The 20412-nt window shown below is 36.6% G+C and carries 21 protein-coding genes and 3 riboswitches; of the genes, 4 read left to right on the top strand and 17 right to left on the bottom strand.

Features of this window, described 5'->3' with window-relative positions; all coding sequences use genetic code 11:
* Positions 1-107: 107 nt before the first annotated feature.
* The 6 genes from C1726_RS09705 to C1726_RS09680 form a co-directional block, all read right to left on the bottom strand.
* The gene (locus tag C1726_RS09705; RefSeq protein WP_322090978.1) at positions 108-503 is read right to left on the bottom strand and encodes a hypothetical protein; all 396 of its coding nucleotides are present in this window, start codon (positions 501-503) and stop codon (positions 108-110) included.
* Between the two features lie 187 nt (positions 504-690).
* Positions 691-1635: an EamA family transporter gene (locus C1726_RS09700; RefSeq protein ID WP_102272944.1), complete on the bottom strand. Its 945-nt coding sequence runs from the start codon at positions 1633-1635 to the stop codon at positions 691-693.
* Positions 1636-1834: 199 nt separating this feature from the next.
* A complete protein-coding gene (locus tag C1726_RS09695; protein WP_102272943.1) occupies positions 1835-2194 on the bottom strand; it encodes a protoglobin domain-containing protein in 360 nt (119 codons plus the stop codon).
* A gap of 216 nt (positions 2195-2410) precedes the next feature.
* Positions 2411-2608: a hypothetical protein gene (locus C1726_RS09690; protein WP_102272942.1), complete on the bottom strand. Its 198-nt coding sequence runs from the start codon at positions 2606-2608 to the stop codon at positions 2411-2413.
* A 111-nt stretch (positions 2609-2719) separates the two neighbouring features.
* Entirely contained in the window at positions 2720-3394 is a 675-nt protein-coding gene (locus C1726_RS09685; RefSeq protein WP_102272941.1) for a phosphatase PAP2 family protein, read from the bottom strand.
* Positions 3395-3543: 149 nt separating this feature from the next.
* The gene (locus tag C1726_RS09680) at positions 3544-4776 is read right to left on the bottom strand and encodes an ATP-binding protein (RefSeq protein WP_102272940.1); all 1233 of its coding nucleotides are present in this window, start codon (positions 4774-4776) and stop codon (positions 3544-3546) included.
* Positions 4777-4938: 162 nt separating this feature from the next.
* Positions 4939-5038: riboswitch (SAM riboswitch) on the top strand.
* A gap of 101 nt (positions 5039-5139) precedes the next feature.
* Between C1726_RS09680 and C1726_RS09675 the strand changes: the two genes are divergently transcribed.
* On the top strand, positions 5140-5898 hold the full coding sequence (locus tag C1726_RS09675) for a cyclase family protein (protein WP_102272939.1): 759 nt from the start codon (positions 5140-5142) through the stop codon (positions 5896-5898).
* Positions 5899-5940: 42 nt separating this feature from the next.
* Here C1726_RS09675 and C1726_RS09670 read toward each other — a convergent pair whose 3' ends face one another.
* Both C1726_RS09670 and C1726_RS09665 read right to left on the bottom strand, forming a co-directional pair.
* Positions 5941-6378, bottom strand: a complete 438-nt coding sequence (locus C1726_RS09670; protein WP_235822738.1) for a hypothetical protein — start codon at positions 6376-6378, stop codon at positions 5941-5943.
* Between the two features lie 10 nt (positions 6379-6388).
* Positions 6389-6844, bottom strand: a complete 456-nt coding sequence (locus C1726_RS09665) for a hypothetical protein (RefSeq protein ID WP_180968155.1) — start codon at positions 6842-6844, stop codon at positions 6389-6391.
* A gap of 177 nt (positions 6845-7021) precedes the next feature.
* Between C1726_RS09665 and C1726_RS09660 the strand changes: the two genes are divergently transcribed.
* On the top strand, positions 7022-7957 hold the full coding sequence (locus tag C1726_RS09660) for an MBL fold metallo-hydrolase (RefSeq protein WP_102272938.1): 936 nt from the start codon (positions 7022-7024) through the stop codon (positions 7955-7957).
* Positions 7958-8023: 66 nt separating this feature from the next.
* On the opposite strand, the gene C1726_RS09655 is transcribed toward C1726_RS09660, so the two are convergent.
* The 5 genes from C1726_RS09655 to C1726_RS09635 form a co-directional block, all read right to left on the bottom strand.
* Positions 8024-8662, bottom strand: a complete 639-nt coding sequence (locus C1726_RS09655; RefSeq protein ID WP_102272937.1) for a FusB/FusC family EF-G-binding protein — start codon at positions 8660-8662, stop codon at positions 8024-8026.
* A gap of 131 nt (positions 8663-8793) precedes the next feature.
* Entirely contained in the window at positions 8794-9057 is a 264-nt protein-coding gene (locus C1726_RS09650; protein WP_102272936.1) for a CD3324 family protein, read from the bottom strand.
* A gap of 261 nt (positions 9058-9318) precedes the next feature.
* A complete protein-coding gene (locus C1726_RS09645) occupies positions 9319-10605 on the bottom strand; it encodes a S41 family peptidase (RefSeq protein WP_102272935.1) in 1287 nt (428 codons plus the stop codon).
* 118 nt (positions 10606-10723) lie between these two features.
* Positions 10724-11215: a DinB family protein gene (locus C1726_RS09640; protein WP_102272934.1), complete on the bottom strand. Its 492-nt coding sequence runs from the start codon at positions 11213-11215 to the stop codon at positions 10724-10726.
* A gap of 74 nt (positions 11216-11289) precedes the next feature.
* Complete coding sequence (locus C1726_RS09635; protein ID WP_102272933.1) at positions 11290-12393, bottom strand: citrate synthase/methylcitrate synthase; 1104 nt, start codon at positions 12391-12393, stop codon at positions 11290-11292.
* Positions 12394-12507: 114 nt separating this feature from the next.
* On the opposite strand from C1726_RS09635, the gene C1726_RS09630 reads away from it, so the two are divergent.
* Positions 12508-13386, top strand: coding sequence for a LysR family transcriptional regulator (locus C1726_RS09630; RefSeq protein ID WP_102272932.1), 879 nt, complete (start codon positions 12508-12510; stop codon positions 13384-13386).
* 198 nt (positions 13387-13584) lie between these two features.
* Here the strand turns inward: C1726_RS09630 and C1726_RS09625 are convergent, their stop codons facing one another.
* The 4 genes from C1726_RS09625 to C1726_RS09610 all read right to left on the bottom strand — a co-directional run bounded on the left by C1726_RS09625 (position 13585) and on the right by C1726_RS09610 (position 18826).
* Positions 13585-15402, bottom strand: a complete 1818-nt coding sequence (locus C1726_RS09625) for an ABC transporter ATP-binding protein (protein ID WP_102273255.1) — start codon at positions 15400-15402, stop codon at positions 13585-13587.
* Positions 15389-17134, bottom strand: a complete 1746-nt coding sequence (locus C1726_RS09620) for an ABC transporter ATP-binding protein (protein WP_102272931.1) — start codon at positions 17132-17134, stop codon at positions 15389-15391. The genes C1726_RS09625 and C1726_RS09620 overlap by 14 nt, the downstream gene beginning before the upstream one ends.
* A 437-nt stretch (positions 17135-17571) precedes the next feature.
* The gene (locus C1726_RS09615; RefSeq protein WP_102272930.1) at positions 17572-18345 is read right to left on the bottom strand and encodes a TerC family protein; all 774 of its coding nucleotides are present in this window, start codon (positions 18343-18345) and stop codon (positions 17572-17574) included.
* A 337-nt stretch (positions 18346-18682) separates the two neighbouring features.
* Positions 18683-18826, bottom strand: a complete 144-nt coding sequence (locus C1726_RS09610; RefSeq protein WP_180968154.1) for an FbpB family small basic protein — start codon at positions 18824-18826, stop codon at positions 18683-18685.
* A gap of 190 nt (positions 18827-19016) precedes the next feature.
* Positions 19017-19118: riboswitch (glycine riboswitch) on the bottom strand.
* Between the two features lie 155 nt (positions 19119-19273).
* Positions 19274-19318, top strand: a riboswitch (PreQ1 riboswitch).
* An 8-nt stretch (positions 19319-19326) separates the two neighbouring features.
* Here C1726_RS09610 and C1726_RS09605 point away from each other — a divergent pair.
* On the top strand, positions 19327-19812 hold the full coding sequence (locus C1726_RS09605) for a QueT transporter family protein (protein WP_102272929.1): 486 nt from the start codon (positions 19327-19329) through the stop codon (positions 19810-19812).
* Positions 19813-20412 lie beyond the last annotated feature (600 nt).

The following is a 20412-nucleotide window of genomic DNA, read 5'->3' as shown; positions in this document are numbered from 1 at the left end:
ATAATGCTCCCTTCATGTATAAAACACAAATCCTTAAAATAAAAAATATCAGTCCAAACAGATTTTTTTTGGACTGATCACTCTCTTATAGTTCAAGTTACATTCTATTACTCCACTCGTTTTACGTAAATCGCCTGTGAAGAGCTAGTTTTAATACAGCCTTCTAAATCTGACACTTTTAACAATCCTAGATTTATTGCTGACTTTATTTTCTCCTCATCCGGCTTCTTTTGAATTAAATCAAGGAAATTCAATTCTTCGAGCCGATTAACCGTGTCCTCTTGTACATACTTTTCTGTCACTCTTACTTGCCTTTGTAATTTATAATCGCCGATAGATATGTCCCCTCTTGCATCCTTGCCGACTGCCATGTCAAAGTATTGATTAAATACTTTCTTTAGCTCATTTAATTCTGTTTCAATTTCCTTTTTCTTAAGATTTAACTCATGGTAATTAGCAAGCATCTCTCTCGTAATTAAAGATCCAACATTATTTTTCAGCACGATCCCCTCATTCCATTAATGATAGTTCATCATATTGTGAAATAAGAAAAAATATTCCCCTTAATTAGTCCCATGTATCATGCAATGTGATATTAGCGCTAGTTTATGCGGTACCGTGAAAACGCCTTTTACTAAGCACAAAAAAACTACCTTTCCACGATTAGGTAGTTTTTTTAAAATTACATGCCTATGCACTCAATGATGTCACATTCGAATCTTCTTTATTTTTCACAAAAGATAATATGATAATTGTGCTTATAATACATACTGTCCCAAGCCACTCTTCTAATCCAAAGGATATATGGAGCCACACAACAGATAAAAATGCGGCTGATAACGGTTCAACGCTGGCTAATATACTTGTTTCTGAAGCGCTTATATATTTAAGGCTTTCTAAATAGCAATAAAAAGCAATAATTGTTCCAAAAATGATGATAAAGAGAACAGCTAAGAGGGCATTAAACGACCATTGACCAACAAATTTCCAAGGCGGATGAATGAGGCTAAAAGATAATCCCCCTATCAGCATCCCCCATCCAATGACAATGGCTGATCCCCATCTAGCAAGAAGCCTAAGAGGCTGCAAAGTATAGTAAGCTAATGCCACAGCAGAAGTTAGTCCCCAAAATAAGGCAATGCCTGAAATGGATAGACTGCTCATGCTCCCCTTTGTCACGAGTAAGAAGGTTCCTAAAAGAGCCAAAATAACTGCAATTAATTCTTTTATAGTCGGAAGTCTCTTTGCTTTGATAGCAATGAAGCATGAAATCATCGCAGGAGCTAAATACTGCAGGACAGTAGCTGTTGCCGCATTAGAATGTTTAATAGCCGCAAAAAAGGTGTACTGAACGGCGAGCATTCCAAAAATACTAAATAGTATTAGGCTTGACACATCCTTTTTATCTTTCCAGATGTCCCATATTTTCTTTTCACTCTTTAAACTTGCCAAGAATAAGAGAATGGTTCCGGAAATGAGCAATCGTACAACAACCAGCCATTCTGGGCTAAATCCACTGTATTGAAACAGATATTGGGCAACTGTACCAGATATCCCCCATAATACTGCCCCAATCAAAACCATCATGATTCCCTTTGTCCTCATAGAAGCGACCACCAATTTTTGCGCATACATAAGCTTCCCTCTAATAAATGACTTTTTAACTTTCAGTTTAATTAATATGTAGTATATCACATCTTCATATTTCAGCTACCTCATTTTCAAGTAAATCCATGCCACAAAGAAAAAACAAATTTCATACGCTGCAAGCAAGCACTAACCTTCCTTATAAAATGAAAAAGCCAGAAGAATCTTCCTTCTGGCAAAGGTTGAATTATTTATTAATTAAATGATTCATTAATCCCCTAATTTTCTCCACTAAGATCAGCTTTATCGAGTCTTCTATTTCCAATTCATTTATTGTTTCTTCCATTGTACGCATCCAGATTCCAGCTCGCTCTGGTGTTGTTTGGAATGGGTGTCTTTCATTTACTTGTTTGATATTTTTTTCATCATCCGCCGGTGAATCATCTGTAACCAATCGGCTAATAAATGAACGCTGTCTGCTTTTAAGAAGTTCAATATCTACCCCTCTTTCAGCGAACATTGCACTGTAATACGAATCCTTTATTAACTTACTATAAAAACGGTCAACTAATTCATCAATTTTCTCTTGATCTAAAGTGTTCGCCATATATAATACTCCCCTATTCTTATTCATATTTTCAATATTATTATAGTGAATATATAAAAATTATACTGTGAGATAAAACACACCATATTTAATTGAATGCTATTGATTTCCGCTTACAATCAACATATAGGATAATCAACATGCAGCTTTAACAATTAAAATAAAAAGACCCTTTGCTTCTCTGCAAAGAGTCTGAATAGAAATCAACGAGAATGATTACTCCCCGATTTTCTTAAGTTCTAATTTACATTTTCTGCAATTAATTGAATGAATGTCTTTAAAAAGAATAGACCTATATAATTCTTTCCGATTCGTTAGCGTATCATCTCGATATTGTGCTCCGCAAATACAGGCAGATTCATTCATAACACCATGAACTTTTCCCTTTTTACATATAACAGTCGGATATATCATTATTACCCCTTCTTTATTCCAATCTACTGGCTACAATATTAGACGTGGATTAAGAGTAAAAGGTTTCCTTCGAAAATTATTAGCAGAAATTGGTTGTATTAATTATTACTTTCAACCTCTGCTAGTCGAGCTTTTATAGCTAAGTCTTCTACTGTGACTGTCTTGATACTTCTGAAAGATCCAAATAGCCATTCCCAGCCAGCATCCGCTTGCAAAATAACCAGCTACAATATCACTCGGATAATGAACTCCTAAATAAATACGGCTTATTCCAATAGTAAATATCATTAATGCACTGATAATGATTAATACTGTTCGACCAGCCCTTGAAGGGATATGCCGCCACAGAAGAAAAGATATTACTGTATATACTGTAAAGGCATTCATCGCGTGCCCGCTCGGAAAACTGTAGCTTTCGATCTCAATCAGCCGGTGCAGCTCAGGACGAGCCCGCTGAAAGGTGTATTTTAATAGTTGATTGAGAAGGGCGGATCCAATAATTGCAGTAATAAATAAGATTAATTCTATTCTATGTTTAAGAACTACGTATAAGAAAATAATGACAAGTATCGCTAAAACAATAACCGATTTCGTGTCGCCGATAAAAGTAAAAATCTTCATAGCGACGGTTAAGGATGGATTTTCCATTCCTTGAACAAAAGAAATAACCACACTGTCAAAATGAACAATTTTATTGGTACTAACAATAAATGCCATGAAGCTGAACGCCAAAAGAAAGATTATACTTATAATAATAGGGATCGAAAGCTGTGATTTATCAGTCATCCTAACCAGTCACCTCAAATATTTATTTGTTCATATATAGGGTGACAATTATCAGTTCTTTTATTTATGCCAGCAGCTTAAAATGAACTAAAAAAGTGCGCTAGCCCTAATAGATTTAACAAACAATTTTATTTCCATAAATAAATCAATCATTGAACAATAGGCAATATCACTTTCACCGTTGTCCCCTTATTTAATACACTATCAATTTTTAGTTCTCCTTGATGGTCTTCTATAATTTTTTTCGTAACGATAAGCCCAAGACCTGTTCCATCATCTTTTGTTGTATAAAATGGAATAAATAGCTTATCCAACTCTGATTGATCGATGCCACACCCTTGATCAATAAAACTGATCGAGATTTCATTCTTTGATTCATGCTTTAAAAGAATCTTGAACATTCCACCAATATTCATTGAATCGAGGCCATTTTTTATAAGGTTAATAAACACCTGCTTTATCTGATTTTCCACACACTCAATTAGAGGAATCGAATCGTCCATTTCTACTGAAAACGAAATATTTTTTTCAGTAGCCTGTTGTTTCGTTATCGATATCACATAGGAGATAATATCTTTAACACAGCTCTTTTGGAACTGAGTAGATTTGGGTTTTCCAAGTACTAAGAGATCATTTACAATTAAATCTATCCGTTCAATTTCCTGTTCCATAATTGAGAAATATTTTTGATCCTGAATATATTTTTCTTTTTGAAGCTGAGTGAATCCCTTTAATGAAGCAAGGGGATTTCTTATTTCATGCCCAATTGAGGTTGCCATCTGTCCGATAAATGCAAGCTTTTCCTTATGCCTTAATTCCTCGTTTGCAGAGGTTAATGCATGAATATAAGAAAAAAAACGATTTAATAAAATGTAGGCAATCACTGAAAAGGTAATAATTAAAGCAACAGGAATAACCACTACCAATGAATGAATAACTATGCCAACAACTAAATACCTTAAAATAGAAACGACAGTAACAATCCAATAGAAACATTTATTAATAAAAATGGGCGAAAATAAAATGAGAATTAGCTCAGCAGCATTCCCGCTTCGATACACGCCATATTCAGCTGAATACATAATAATATCACTTATTGCTGTAAGTATCATATAAACAAAAATGTAAATATACTTAATTGCTTGCTGCTTTTCCATCCTAACTAAATAATAGGCAACAGGGATTAACCCAAAGATAACCACATAATTCCAATAGCCGAATGGGATATTTAATCCTGGAGCTGAATGCATAATATACTTTGGATACAAATAGTAGTAAAAAAAGTCATATAAAACTAAGGTTATATAAAAGGTTAATAAATAAACTTTTAGTGCACGCTTCTCTTCATGAAGCAGCCAAGTATTGATATTCTGTTTTTTCATACTTATCCTCACAAAAATAGATTATATTTATTATAACCCTTAGGTATAAAAAATCGACAAATTCCTACTTTTATCCTACTTTTTATCTATTCGGAAGATTCTATTTTTTGCTTGACATTATTAATTGTTAGATGTAGGGTATTTATAAATAAATATGCATTTTTCTTATCCAGAGAGGTGGAGGGACTGGCCCATTGATACCTCAGCAACAGACTAGAATGTACTGTGCTAATTCCAGAAGCGTCATGCTTGAAGATAAGAAGAGCCGTAAGCGTGAAAGCCAAACCTCTTCTTGTTTAAAGAAGGGGTTTTTGTAATTTTACATAAAAAACCCCTTAATACAAATTTAATGAGGTGATCTGTATGTCAAATGAGTTAACTAAAGTAACAAACGAACTGCACCAAGCCATTCTGCTGCTTAAGAAAAAAGAATGGGTTGATTTAACCCACACATTCGGTCCTAGCTCCCCACATTTTTCAGCCTTTGATTCGGCTGAATTTCAGACATTATTTAATCATGATGATGGTTTTTTCGCACAAAGCTTTAAATTTGCTGGACAGTACGGGACACATATAGATGCACCGATTCATTTCGTCCGGAATACAAGGTATCTAGATGAATTGGGATTAAAAGAATTGGTTCTGCCGCTTGTTGTCATTGATCGATCAAAGGAAGCTGCTTTAAATAACGACTTTACTTTAACTGTCGATGATATTTATGATTTTGAAGAGGTGCACGGAAAGATCGAGGAAGGTTCATTTGTAGCCCTCCGTACAGATTGGAGCAAACGCTGGCCAGATAAAGAAGCATTCGAAAATAAAGATGCCGAAGGCCAAAATCATGCCCCTGGCTGGTCAGTCGATGCACTCCGATTCTTAATAGAGGAAAGAAATATCAAAGCTGTTGGTCATGAAACATTTGATACTGATTCAAGCATAGACTTTCAAAGAAACGGAAAACTTTTAGCAGAATATTACATTCTTGAGCAGGATACGTATCAAATAGAATTATTAGCAAACTTAGACAAAGTACCTGCAAAAGGTGCAGTCATCTTTAATATTGTCCCAAAACCGGAAAAAGCCTCTGGATTTCCTGTTAGGTCTTTTGCAATCTTGCCATAATAGGAAATGTAAAAAGGCAATGCTTTTGATAGGCATTGCCCTTTAAGTTTTCTTTTTATTTATTCGGAGCATTATTATAATTGCTCCAACAATCAATACAACAAAGAACAGAACGATAATGACATTCTCCATCCAATAATTTGGTGCTTTATGAATAAATACTGCTTTATGCCATACATTTTCTCCTACTTCAACAGCGATGGCTATTTTTGGGGAAATGCCTGTAACTTCATAATACTTCGTGCCTTTTGGATACATATTTGATGCATCGCCAAAATATTCTCCGGTCATATCGTTCGTGCCTCTTCTCACTTTTCCTATGACGTCTCCGATATCACCTACCTTTTCATCAGTTACTTCATATACATTTCCGTTCCATACAACAAAAGGATATGCCCAGTCCAATGCTTGAACAGATAATGGACCTGTATAAATGAAACACAAAAGAAATAAGATGATTTTTTCACAAATAGATTTCATCTTTCTTCTCCTATTCAACCTCCAAAGCAAATGCATAAAAAGCATCGCCATTGGATACATTTTCTTGCTTCTCATCCATCCACCATACCCCATATGAATAATAATATATCCCCTTTTGCGCAGGCGCTGTAAACCCATAATCCTCAACAAAAACCTCTACTTCTTCCAATTCCTCATTTATTTGCAGGAGATGAATACTATTTGGCAATGGTTTGTAATCCATTACAAGTTTTATCCTCTCACCAGGTTTTACTTTAACAGGCACTTCTCCCTCTAACATTTCCACTGGTCCAGCCGTGTCGACGCACGAATTTCCCCAGCAGTATGTGCCTAGTTTTGTATCATATTCCTCTTTAGCAACTTCAATGAAGACTTCCGGAGGTTTAGATGAAAAAAAAACACCGTTCGAACAGCCTGTGAGAGTAAATAGCGGTATGCAAAAAGTAACAAATATCCATTTTTTCACATTGATTCCTCCTGTTTAATAAATAGACGTTTTTTTCTAAAGAAAGTTGCTTATTCACAATAAAAACAACCCATGCTAAACTTCTATTGTCAGAATTTAACGAATAATTAACATGGATCCATGTCAGAAATTAGCTGTCGATTCAAAATAGGCCATATCGTAAGGGAGGGAATTGAAATGAATGGAATTTTCCAAAGCAAACACTTTAAACTTGAAAAGTTGAGAGCTAATGTTTATGCTGCAATAGCAAAAGAAGGCGGAGGAGCTGCAGCAAATGCAGGGTTTGTGGATTTAGGAGAAAAAGTGATCGTTTTTGATACATTTAATACACAACAAGCGTCACAAGATTTAAAGCACCTTGCGGAATCAATCACAAATCACCCTGTTACATGGGTAATTAATAGTCATTGGCATGGTGACCATATTAGAGGGAACCAAACATTTAAAGATCGGATTATTATTTCAAGCGAATCCACATACACAAAAATGAAAGACATTTACCCTTCAAGGATTGCTGCCCAGAAAAATGATATAGATGGACTTACAAATTACATCCAATCATTAAAGGACCATTTTATTCAAAACACAGAGACTCAATTACAATATCAAATTAATTTCTTAAGCGAACTAAAAAGCTCTTTGCCTACTCTGGAATTATCTTTACCTAACCAAACGTTTATTGATGAAATAACTTTTCACGGACAAAAACAGAGTGCAACACTTTTCACATTAGGCGGGGGACATTCTTTATGTGATGCAATGCTATACATTCCAGATGAGAAAGTAATATTTATGGGAGATCTATTATTTGTAAATTGTCATCCGACCTTTTTTGAGGAAACGGATCTTGCTCATTGGATCAATATATTAAAAAAGGTTGATTTTATGGAATTTGATGTGGCAGTTCCGGGACACGGTTCAGCAGGTACAAAAGAGGATATCCTAAAGGTCATCCATTATATATCTGATTTAACTGCCCTAGTTAGAGAAGGTCACCCGATTGAAGAAATTAAAATTCCTGCTAAGTATAGTAATTGGGGTTCATCAGAGGTTTTTCAGCAAAATATAAAAATAGTAGAGGCTTTATTAAACAAGGGAACTTCTATAATGTGAAGTTCCCTTGTTTTAATCACTAAAAGACAATACCTTCCTAGTAAACGAAAGAATCATTTAACTTATTTAACCTTTCATCCCTTTGATAAAATCCTCTAACTTGTCTAGCGATTTAATATTTTGATTGCATTTTTGACTATCTTGGCAAATATAGTTTCCTCTTCTTATATATGTTCCTTGCTCTGAGCCCTTTGTTTCCATAATAAACATGCCTAATTCTTCGTGGCCATGACAAATCGCGCATATGCCTTTTTTGCTAATATTTTTAAAAGAACCATGAAGTCCAACGATTTTCTCGTTTTGCACGGCTACGATATACTTTTTAGTTGAGCCTGTATCATTCCATCCAATATAAGATATTTCCTTTCGATCCATCTGATCTATCGGAGGTACTTTTAACTTCTTAGCCTTAGGAAATAACTTTTTTATTGATTGTTCACTCATATCTTTAAAAGGGATCACATACTGATTTAGTTGTGATAAAAATACCTCTGCTTGCTCTTTCTCTCTAATTTCAACGATCGGATTGAATACTTGTCTTTGCTCTTCACTAAGATCATCGAACAAATGGATTATCTTTTCATCAGTGAGGGTTTTCAATGCCTTAAGAACCCCTTTATCATTGACGGTCGTAAATCCATTAATGAGTATTTGTAATTGATTTTTAATATAGTTAAATTGATCACTTCTAATGAAGGGCTCCATTCTTTTCCACTCCTGTTCAAAAACATATTTCTATTTAACTTTAAAAGGTACACAACAAGCATTCAATGGAAAAATTGATTAGGAAATAAAAACGCCATAGAAAAAAGCACTGATGATAGGATATCAGTGCTTCATTTAGAGTATACAATTTTTTTTATTGTTTCGGATGAAAGATAATATTCTTCAGCTAATTGATCAATGGGTATTCCACCTTTAAACGCAGTTCTAATGGCAGAATTTCTTTCATCAATGGCCTTTCTCGTACCAGAACGCGTTCCCCATTTACGATGGGATGCTTTCTTTTTCGGAATATAAATCGTCTCACCTTGAATATATTTTTGTATTTCTATAATTAAACTTTCAGGTAAAATTGCGTTTGCTTTTACATTTTTCATTTCTGGTTAGCCCCTCATTTATTTTTTTCAAAATAAGGTGCAAAGCCAAATGAATTAGAAAAGCGTACTTGGGCGATTTTTGAATTCAAAGTCTACCCCATGCAAAGTATCGCCTTTCCAAAATTAGGCTTTGCATGAGATGCTGCAGAATCTGGCCATCTTATCGCCAATTCGATCACCTCCTAGTGTAGATTTTAATTATATTATAATAAAAGAACACTCCTCATTGCTAATGGAACATTTTGATCCAAACTCTTCTGCCTAATTTTCCTTGATCAGTTCAATTACTTTCTCTAACTGAATATCTTTATTTGAAACAATTGATTCCCTTGTTTTAGGGACTAAATAGTCTGGATAAATCGCTTCTTTGTAGGTCGTGGAAAGGATAAATTCTTTTGTTGATAAAGACAATTTTATCTGACTATTTGGAAGGACTGTACCGTACCCTTCTCCAAATGAAGAAGGTGCATTTCCTGTAGGTTCACCAACAAGTATACCGATATTATTGTCTTGTATGACACTCGCAAACATATTAGCTGAACTAAATGTATTATTACTTATAAGTACAAAAGTGTTTCCTGTAAAATTCGAGAAATTATTAATCTTTGAAGAATGTATATGATTTATAAAGGCATCAATAACTGCAGAATCCCCCCCTGGATTTTTCCGTAAATCAATAACAATATTCTCTATTCCATCCCTTTTAACTTCTTTAAAAAAGAGACTTACACTTTTCCGGTACTCCCTTGTATCATCACATGCATGTAAATAATAGTATCCAAGATCATTTTCGTGGTCTAAGGACCAGCCAAATGTATTTGAATCGTTGAACCGTTTATACGAACTATACCAGTTATCCTCTGCATCACTTATTTGCACATCTGCTACATCTTTATTTACAAGGGGAATTCTTACCTTCCTTTTTTTTCCCTGAATGTTTTCTACAGTTACTACTACATGATTATGTTTAATCAACGAGAGCTTCTTCAAATAATATTCATCTTTAATTAAAAAATTCGCTCGAAACCTTTTCCAGTAAGGGTTTTCCGCCGAAACGAATTTTCCTAAATCCTTAACAATTTCATCAACTTCCATTCCGCCTAAGCGGACAATGAGATCCCCTTTTTCAACCCCATATCCACTTTCCAAAACTGTCCACCCCTCTTCCGTCCAATCAAGAAGTAATGGCAGTCTTTTTCGATCATCTAGCATCACTAGACCAGTATGGGCATCTTCCATTTCCGCGACAAACTCTTGAAGGATAAAATAAAAATCTGAAGTGCTTTTTTCTGAATCCAGTTCATTTTTTATTTCAGCAATCCGCTTATCCCAAACTTCCTTTGTCATATTTCTTGCTGGATCTGGGTGCTTTGCTAGGATTTCATCTATTAAAAATTGAAAGTCCTCCTGCATTTCCTCTGGCTTTAGCATCACAACCGGATTTTCTTCCTTTTGCCCCCAAATATACCAGCTAAAACAGATAAGAAAGAATAACACACCTATTCCTGCAGCCATTCTGCTCTTATTTTGCTTCCTTTCTAATTTCACCGCCCCCACCCCCTTGATACATATATTACCAATTATACCGACTGTATATAACGCAATTTTCAAACTTATATGACAAAAAATCGACTGTTTATCCTCAACAGTCGATTCAATATTATTATTACTTATTTTGTTCAGGCAAAGGGATAATTCCTCTTCTAATAAAATTTGCAGAGATTGGTTTCTTCCCGATTTCTCTCGCCCAGACAGAAATTTGGCCGATATGATGAATTTCGTGAGCTATAACATGACGCATCACTTCACCCCAGGTAAAGATTTCCGTTCGCCCATCTGGAAAAGAATCATGGAGGAGATTGCTTTCCATGCCTACATCCCAATTTCTCACAAATTCTTCTACTTCCACGCGGAATTTTGCATCAAGCCCTCTTACCTTTTGCAAACTGTTATACTCTTCAAAGCTTTCCTGAAAATCAGGCTTGCCTTGAAGAAGGCGAATCCAGCTCCATTCAACATCAATGATGTGAAAAAGTGTATGCAGGATCCCTCCTACCCCACCCGTTCGGGCTAAAAGAAGCTCCTCCTCTGCAACATCTTCACACCATTGATACCAATCTTCCCTTATCAACCAATTATACTGAAACAACGCTTGCATGAAATCACTCCTGATTGTCTAAAAATTCTAAATATACAAGACAAATTTTATCATAAGTAGGTTTTCTCCGACACTTATATTAACTCTTCTTTCTTATAAACTGGACCAATATATTTTGATTGCGGCCGAAAGATAACATTGTTTTCTGCTTGTTCTAAAATATGGGCGCTCCAGCCGACTATTCGGCTTGCCGTGAAGGTTGGGGTGAATAATTCCTTTTCCATTTTAACAGCTTTCATAATCGCTGCTGCATAAAATTCTACATTTGTATAAAGTGACCTGCCTGGCTTTACCTCTTCAAGAATTTGCACGCCCAGCTTTTCTACTTTCATAGAGAGATCAAGCCACTCATCTTCACCTGAAAATGCCAGGAGTTTCGATTTCAAAGCAACAGATCTAGGATCAACTGTTTTATAAATTCGATGTCCAAATCCCATCAGCTTTTCTCCACGATTTAATTTATTTCTAATAACCGTTTCTGCATCGCCCTGTTCATGTACTTCATTTAAAAGAGAGATTACTTCAGATGGTGCGCCTCCATGAAGCGGCCCCTTCATCGTCCCAATTGCAGAGGTAATCGCTGAAACTAAATCAGACTCAGTAGATGCCGTTACTCTTGCCGAGAATGTAGAGGCATTCATCCCATGCTCCATCGTTAAAATCATATATGTTTCCAGTGCATGAACATGAGCTTTCAGAGGAACTTCTCCATTTAGCATGTAAAGATAGTTCTCTACATGATTTAGTTCAGGCTTTGGCGGGATAAATGTTTTTCCTTCTAGATGTCTTTTTCGATAGGCAATGATTGCTGGGGCCATGGCTGTTATTCTTATTGCCTGTTCAATGGTCGGCTTCCAGCTATAGTCACTTCTTCCTTCAGCAGAAATCACCGTTCTCAACACACTCATCATATTCATGTCAGCGGGCAAGCTTCTAATTAAGTCAATCATATAGCTAGGAAGTTCTCGGTTATCTATTAATGAAGCTTTTAATTCACTTAGCTGCCTATCTGTAGGAAACTCCGCATTCCAAAGAAGATACGCTGTTTCCTCAAAGGAATAGGTTTCTGTGATCTCCCCAATTTCATATCCCCGGTAAATCAGCTGTCCCTTTTCTCCGTCCACATGGCTAATCTTTGTTTCAGCTGCAATTATACCTTTTAAACCGTAATGGATCATTTTTCATTTCTCCTTTCCTTATTTAGGTAAATTATATAAAATAAATATAATTAAAAAAATTAAATGTTTTTAAATATTTTGATTTATTTTTTTAATCAAAAGGAGGGTTAGCGGTTGGAGTTTAGCTGGATCAATACATTTTTAGTTGCCGCTAAAAATGGCAATTTTAGAAGAACAGCAGAATTATTATATATTTCACAGCCTTCTGTAACCGTTCATATTCAAAATCTCGAGAAAGAATTAGGTGTTCAGCTATTTGAAAGAGAAGGCAGAAAAATGAAACTAACAGAGGAGGGCAGGAGATACATTCCACATGCAGAAAAATTGATAGAGATATACCAAAGGGGGATAGAGGATTTGCAATCCTTTAGTCAGGGGTATACTTCAAAGCTATCGCTCGCTATCTCTCCATTGATCGCTGATACCATCCTTCCGTTTGTTCTAAAAAAATATATGACTATCCATCCTCATGTAGAGATTTCAGTAATGGTTCTTGAATCCCTAGATATTGAAAAAGCTGTGCTAAATGACGAAATTGATATTGGGCTTTCCTGTCTTCATAGCACGAATCCAGAATTATATTGCGAAGTTTTGTTTAAGGATGAAGTGAAATTAATTGCCCAGCATGATGGATTGGATGCGGAATCCGCTCCACCATTGGATGAAGAAGAAGTGCTGTTGAAAAATTATCTGCTAACAGATAATCATCCCGTCTACTGGGAGATTCTAAGCCGTGAAGTAAAATACAAGTTCCCATCCGTGAAAATGATGAAGGTCTCTCAAATTCATATTACTAAAAGATTTATCGTTGAAGGATTGGGCGTTTCTTTCTTGCCAGTTTCAACAGTCAGACGGGAATTAATAGAAGGGTGGCTGCTGGAAGTTCCCTGCAGTACTATTACACTGCCAGAAGCCCATACTTATGCGATTATGAAATATAATCATTCCATGCAAAAGGAATTTATGAGGTTTTTAATGAATTATCGGCTTTAGGTCAGGCAAATATGAACCTATATTTCTTTTTTCTGTTTTATTTCATCACTTTCACCCTTATTTCAGTCAGATTTTGATTTATTCGGTCACTTCCTTTCATATTCCGGTCAGATTTTCATTTTTTCGGTCAAATTCACTAATTTTCCGGTCAATCCCCAAAAAGGACCGCTCTTCATTGAAGAACAGTCCCTCTATTCTTTAGTTTTCAAACTGAAGCTTGTACATATCATAATAAAATCCGTGCAGGGCTAATAGTTCCTCGTGATTTCCCTTCTCCACAATCTCCCCATCACGGATAACGAGTATCATATCTGCATTTTCTACCGTTTTTAACCGATGGGCGATGATGAAGCTAGTTTTTCCTTTCGTGAGCGCACTAATGCCTTTTTGAATTTCAATTTCTGTCCTTGTATCAATACTTGATGTCGCCTCATCCAATATTAAAATATCTGAATCTGCTAAAATCGCTCTTGCGATGGCTATTAGCTGCTTTTGCCCCTGGCTTAAATTTGTTCCGCCAGATTCGATTCTAGTTTCATAGCGAGCGGGCAAATGTTTAATAAACCCATGTGCTGACGCTAGCTTTGCCGCGTGAATCACTTCTTCATCGGCAGCATCAAGCCTTCCATAACGGATATTTTCCATAATCGGTCCTGAGAATAAATACGTATCCTGCAGGACAATTCCTATCTTTGAACGCAAGGACTGAATTTTGTAGTCTTTAATATTTCTGCCATCAATGCAAATTTCACCAGTTTCCACATCATAAAAACGTGACAAAAGATTAATGATTGTTGTTTTGCCTGAGCCAGTTGGACCGACTAGCGCAATTGTTTGACCAGCTTTAGCCTCAAGACTGATATTTTTTAGAATACTTTTTTGACCTCCATAGCCAAAGGAAACACCTGAAAATGCTACATCTCCTTTAAATGAGCCAGCTTCAATCGCCTGTTCACTGTCCTTAAGATCAGGAATTTCATCCATTATTTCAAATACGCGTTCAGCACCTGCAATTGCCGATTGAAACGTATTAATTAGGTTAGACATTTGATTGATCGGTCTATAAAATTGCCGAGAAAACGTTACAAATGACGCAAGAACCCCAATAGTTGTCATCCCGCTTATCGCCATCAATGCACCTGCAGCAATTACGATTCCTAGCCCTAGATTGTTTATAAAGTTATTGACAGGTCCTAGAAATCCCGAAGAAATATCAGCCATCATAGCAGAATTTCGCAATCTTTCATTTGCATCTGAAAATTTATTGTAGACTTCCTTTTCTTTCCCGAATAAAGTAATGACTTCAATACCGGAGATTGATTCCTCTACCGTCCCATTCATATCCCCAAGATCTCGCTGCCTTTTAATAAAATTACTGCTGCTGAATGTAATAATTTTATTCGTTGCAAAAAACATCAGCGGAATGACTAGCAGCGTTACAAGTGCAAGCATCCAATTAAGCGTCAGCATCGCAATCATCACACCAGCAACAGTCAGCACAGAGGAAAAAATCTGAATGACACTTTGGCTCAACGCACTATTCAAATTCTCGATATCATTGGTCACCCGGCTCATTAATTCCCCGTAAGCCCGCTTATCGAAAAACTTCAATGAAAGTGCCTGAAAGTGATTAAATAAATCCTGCCTTAGCATTTGAATCGTTTTTAAAGAAACATTGACCATTATGTACGTTTGGAGCCATGTAAACAGAGATGCAGCTAAATAAACAACTCCAAGCAGTCCCGCCATACGAATTGTTCCGCTAATATCTTTTGGCATAATATAATGATCAATAATAAACCCGATTAGCAGCGGTCCCAGCAGCCCGAGCACAGTTGAAATGAGAACCATCGTTATCGCGAGAATCATCGCTGTTTTTTGTTTCTTCATATATTGCCAGATTCTTTTAATTGTTCCTTTTCTGTCCTTCGGCTTTACGATTGGCCCGCTCATTCTTCCAGGACCATTGCCAAACCGAATCGATTTCTCTGTTTGAGCAGTGCTACCTTTTTGCATACTCACTAAGCACCCCTCCTTGCGTTACAAAAATTTCCCGATAAATCATATTTGATGCAAGAAGCTCCTGATGGGTGCCCATTCCTGCAATCTCTCCATCATCTATAACAATGATTTGATCTGCGTCTTTTATTGAAGAGATTTTTGATGAAATAATGATCTTGGTCGACTCTGCATATTCTTGCTTTAATGCGCTCTGAATGGCAGACTCCGAGACTGCATCAACTGCTGAGGTAGAATCATCAAGAATCAAAATAGATGGCTTCCTAATAAACGCCCTTGCAATAGAGAGTCTTTGTTTTTGCCCTCCCGAAAGATTCGTTGCGCCTTGTGTTAATGAATGGTTATAGCCATCATCAAGTTTCTTTATAAACTCTCTTGCACAGGCATTCTCAGCTGCTTGATTTAATTCTTCTGCTTTTGCATGTTCCTTTCCATAATGCAAATTCTCTTCTATACTTCCGGAAAATAAAATCGCTTTTTGCGAAACAACACCGATTGCCTCTCGAAGAGTCTGCAGCTTATATGTTTTAATGTCCTTTCCATCAATCAGAATACTGCCTTTGTCTACATCATAAAGCCTTGGAATAAGCTTTGTCAGCGTGGACTTGCCGCTTCCCGTTGACCCGATTATGCCCAATGTTTGTCCATTACTCACCTGGAATGAAATGTTCTTTAATACGTATTCTCCATTTTTGCTATAGCTGTAACTCACATGGCGGAACTCAACATCTCCGGCAATTTTTTCAGGAGCATACGGATCACTTGGCTCTTTAATGTCTAATTCCATGCCAAGCACCTCTTGAACCCTTTCTGCAGATGGAAAGGCTCTCGTAATTTGCATGAGCACATTACTGCTTGACATTAAGCCATTCAAAATAATATTTAAATAGTTAATAAACGCGAGAATGACACCTACCTGAATGGAGCCATTATTTACTTTTATGACACCCATCCAAAGAGCTGCAATGATTCCCATATTGACTAAAAAGAGCAAAATCGGCATTAATAAAGCTATTAACTGCTCCGCAGAAATATTCACCCTCGTCAGCTCATTATTTGCATTGGCAAACTTTTGCTTCTCAAATGCCTGTCTGCCAAATGCTTTTACTACTCTCATCCCTGCCAGATTTTCTTGCAATCTCGTATTTACTTTATCAATGGCTTCCTGTACCTTTTTAAATAAGGCACCTGACTTCTTCGTAAATAGAATAATAACGAAGATTAGGATTGGAACAACAGCTGCAAGAATCGGAAATAGCTCCCGCGCTGTAAAAAAGACAATAATAATACTGCCGATAAAAAGAAGCGGGCCTCTCACAAAAATTTTCAGGGTCATCATAACCGCTCTTTGCAGAGACGAAATATCATTGGTGACAATGGTGATTAGCTTTCCTGTGCCAAATGCATCAATATTTCTGCTTGAAAACTGCTCAATCCTTTGAAAAACATCCCTTCTCATGTCTGCAGCAAAATGAACAGCAGCCCTCGTGCTATATATCGAGCATCCTATTCCTCCCGCAAGACCGATGATTGCTGCTCCAACCATGAAAAGACCCATTTTGACTGTATAACCAGTGTTATTATTGGCTATTCCATCATCAATAATATGCTGCATCAATGTCGGCTGAATCAAATCCATTGCCACTTCCACAAACATAAAAAATGGCCCTAATATAGCAAACAGCCAATAGGGCCTCATAAAAGACAATAACGCTTTTAATGCCTGCATGTTTTTCCCCTGCCTAACTATTTCACTAATAAGAAAAGCGGATGCGCCTTGATCATCGCCGTACAAACGCAGAAGGTCTCCGTAATCTAGCTGCGTCTCCTTGCCCCTCGAGGTCATAAGATGTACTGCTCTGTGGCAAAATACGCCACGCCTCAGTCCATCTTATGCTTGTCGGGGCTAAACAGTCGCCTCGCCTTTTAATAACTGAGATAAAGGAAACACGGTGAGCGTGAGCGAACCGTTGATGACTTATCGTTGGGAGGGTACCTGAAGTTTGATAGGCGATAGGACGCTTGTGCTAGACAATTCTCTAGCACCAAAGTTATGCTTTCTTATCTTTCAAAAAAACCGAAAAAGGTATTTTTATATAAGTTGATTATACCATTTTCCGGTTTTTTCTAGGCTGTGAAAATCAGGAGCTACATTGTAAAACTATTTTATTCTTTAACAGAAGTTTCTTTTTTCTTCTTTGATAAAAACCAGCCGCCAATCGCAATCAAAATTAATACTGCATAGAAGGTAATTTTCCATTCTGGCGACTTTGCAAAGCCTTCTGGAAGCACAGATAACGCAGGGTGTGAAAGTGTATAAACCGATAATTTCACCCCAACCCATCCGACGATGAGGAAAGCTGCAATTTCCAAGCCCGGTCTTGCATGAAGTAATTTAACAAAAAAGTTTGCAGCGTAGCGCATAATAATTAATCCAATGAAACCTCCGGCGAAGATGACTAGAAACTTTCCTCCATCTAGTCCGCCAATATTCGGCAGCCCTGAATCTGGAAGAGCAATGGCTAATGCGACTGCTGCAAGTATAGAATCAACCGCAAAGGCGATATCCGCTAATTCCACCTTAAAAACTGTCATCCAAAAACCTGCTTTTTTCTTTCCCTTCTCAATGGTTGCCTTTTCTTCTCCTTTTTTGATTATTACTTTTCTAAAAATATGATTGACGGCAATAAACAGCAAGTAAAGCGCTCCGATCGCTTGAACTTGCCAAACATCAACGAGGAATGAAATGGCAAATAAGGAACCAAATCGAAAGACAAATGCGCCTGCAAGCCCATAAAATAATGCTTTCCTTCGTTCCTCTTCCGGCAGGTGCTTAACCATAATCGCTAAAACCAATGCATTATCTGCTGCCAAAAGCCCCTCCAGCGCAATTAATAATAATAATACTCCACCGTATTCTAGTAAAATTGCTAGTTCCATGAAAACATCATCCTTCCAAAATAGATATTTAATCAAATAAGTAAGTGGAAGAGGCTTTGTCAAAAACAGAAAAAGCCTTTACCACAATGGTAAAGGCCCTAAAAAAACAATAAAGACCCTTACCTAAAATTGGTAAAGGTCTTGCTAACAACGTGTATGTTGCCAACAAAGCCGAGAGTTAATCACTCTGAAATGACGACTTTGCTGTAAAAGCTACTCCCCTTTAGGAGTTACTATTTGATTGATTACTATTATTGTAATCAACCTGCTGTTATATTGTCAACAAAATTATTATTCTTGAGTTTGAATTTTTATTGAATGATTGTTAGGAAGTTACCTAAATTGCCTTAGCTTCTTTTTTTCTTTTCATATATTTGTCATCAATCCGTTTTTCAATTTTCTCAAGCTGTTCACGATCCCTTAAAAGCTCTTCTTTATTATTTCTAATCAGATTGGATAACGTCATTCTTTTCCTAGTCATCTCTACATCTCCTCCCTCATGCTGCATTCGTAAGGAAAATTCATTTAATTACTAAACGCTTATACTATAAAAAAGGACAGAAAAGGTGTAGTAATCTCTACCCTTCCCTGTCCTTTGTACCTGAGAGTTTCATCCCATTAATGGGTCCCCTTTGGTGCCGTACAAATGTATACGAGCTCTCCAGAGATGCGTCCTAATTGTGGTTCTTCTACCTGAGAGATTTGTTCCAAGGGTCTTTTCGGAACTTGCCCCTTCGGTGGCCTATAGCAATGCACTCTCCCACAAAAGTCATCCGCTCATATTGAATTTTCATTATATTTAAAATAATACTTATTTACTGAAATGTCAAGCGAAAGGGTCTTTTGTAGGAAGTTGTAGAAAAACCCTGCTATTTTAGTAAATTGACAAATTAGTTCCTTTACAGTAAAATTAAATTCTTTGAGCGATGCTCACGTGGTTCGAGAACCTCCCACGAAAAAAAACTAAGGAGAGAATAGATTATGAATGTGAAAACAATTGTAGGTAATGGAATTTTAGCAGCTTTATATATTGCTGTTTCCATGCTCATCCAGCCCTTTGGGTTTACGGCAGTCCAATTTCGGGTATCCGAAATGTTCAATCATCTAGTGGTCTTCAATAAGAAATATATTTACGGAATGATTCTAGGTGTATTTTTGACCAATTTGTTATTTTCACCAATGAAAGCATATGATCTTATTTTCGGAGTCGGACATTCGTTAATTTCATTATTAATCACGATTGTTTGCTGCCGTTATATTAAGAACATCTGGGTTCGAATGGTTGTAAATACTGTCGTCTTTACTTTTATGATGTGGATCATCGCGCTTGAACTTAACTTAGCTTTCGGGCTGCCATTCGGATTTACTTGGGTCACAACTGCCATTGGTGAGTTTGTTGTCATGGCCGTAGGAATTCCATTAATGTATGCATTAAACAAACGAGTGAAATTTGAGAAATTAATATAAAAACTCATTATATAGCATGTGAAATCTTAAAAAATTTCACATGCTATTTTTTATTTATAAAGCATAATTACCATGCAGCTTAATATGATAGCAATCGAGTAAATGTTTTACAATTTGATATTTTTCTTTTTTAAAATAGACGTGTAAGAGGTAATTTATACTAAACTAGAATGGATTATTCTTTATTTGCTATGATGATCTACATGCTTTCATTCCCTTGATGAAAGACTCTTTACAGGCTAACCGGACATGATCGGGACTTCATAACCTTGATAAAAGGACTTTTTACAAGCTATCCGGACATGATCGAGACTTCATAACCTTGATGAAGGACTTTTTACAAGCTATCCGGACATGATCGGGACTTCATAACCTTGATGAAGGACTTTTTACTAGTATTCGAACATGAATTGGCCTTCATAACCTTGATGATGGACTCTTTTCAAGCTATCCCACCGAATTCGGGCTTTCATTTCCTTGATAAAGAACTCTTTACAAGCTAACCGGACATGATTGGACTTTCATAACCTTGATGAGGGACTTTTTACAAGCTATCCGGACATGATCGAGACTTCATAACCTTGATGAAGGACTTTTTAC

The sequence above is a fragment of the Cytobacillus massiliigabonensis genome, assembly GCF_900199725.1.
In the GTDB taxonomy this organism is placed as follows: domain Bacteria; phylum Bacillota; class Bacilli; order Bacillales; family Cytobacillaceae; genus Cytobacillus; species Cytobacillus massiliigabonensis.
The sequence above is the reverse complement of the archived record's forward strand: the minus strand, read 5'-3'. Positions and strand labels throughout refer to the sequence as shown.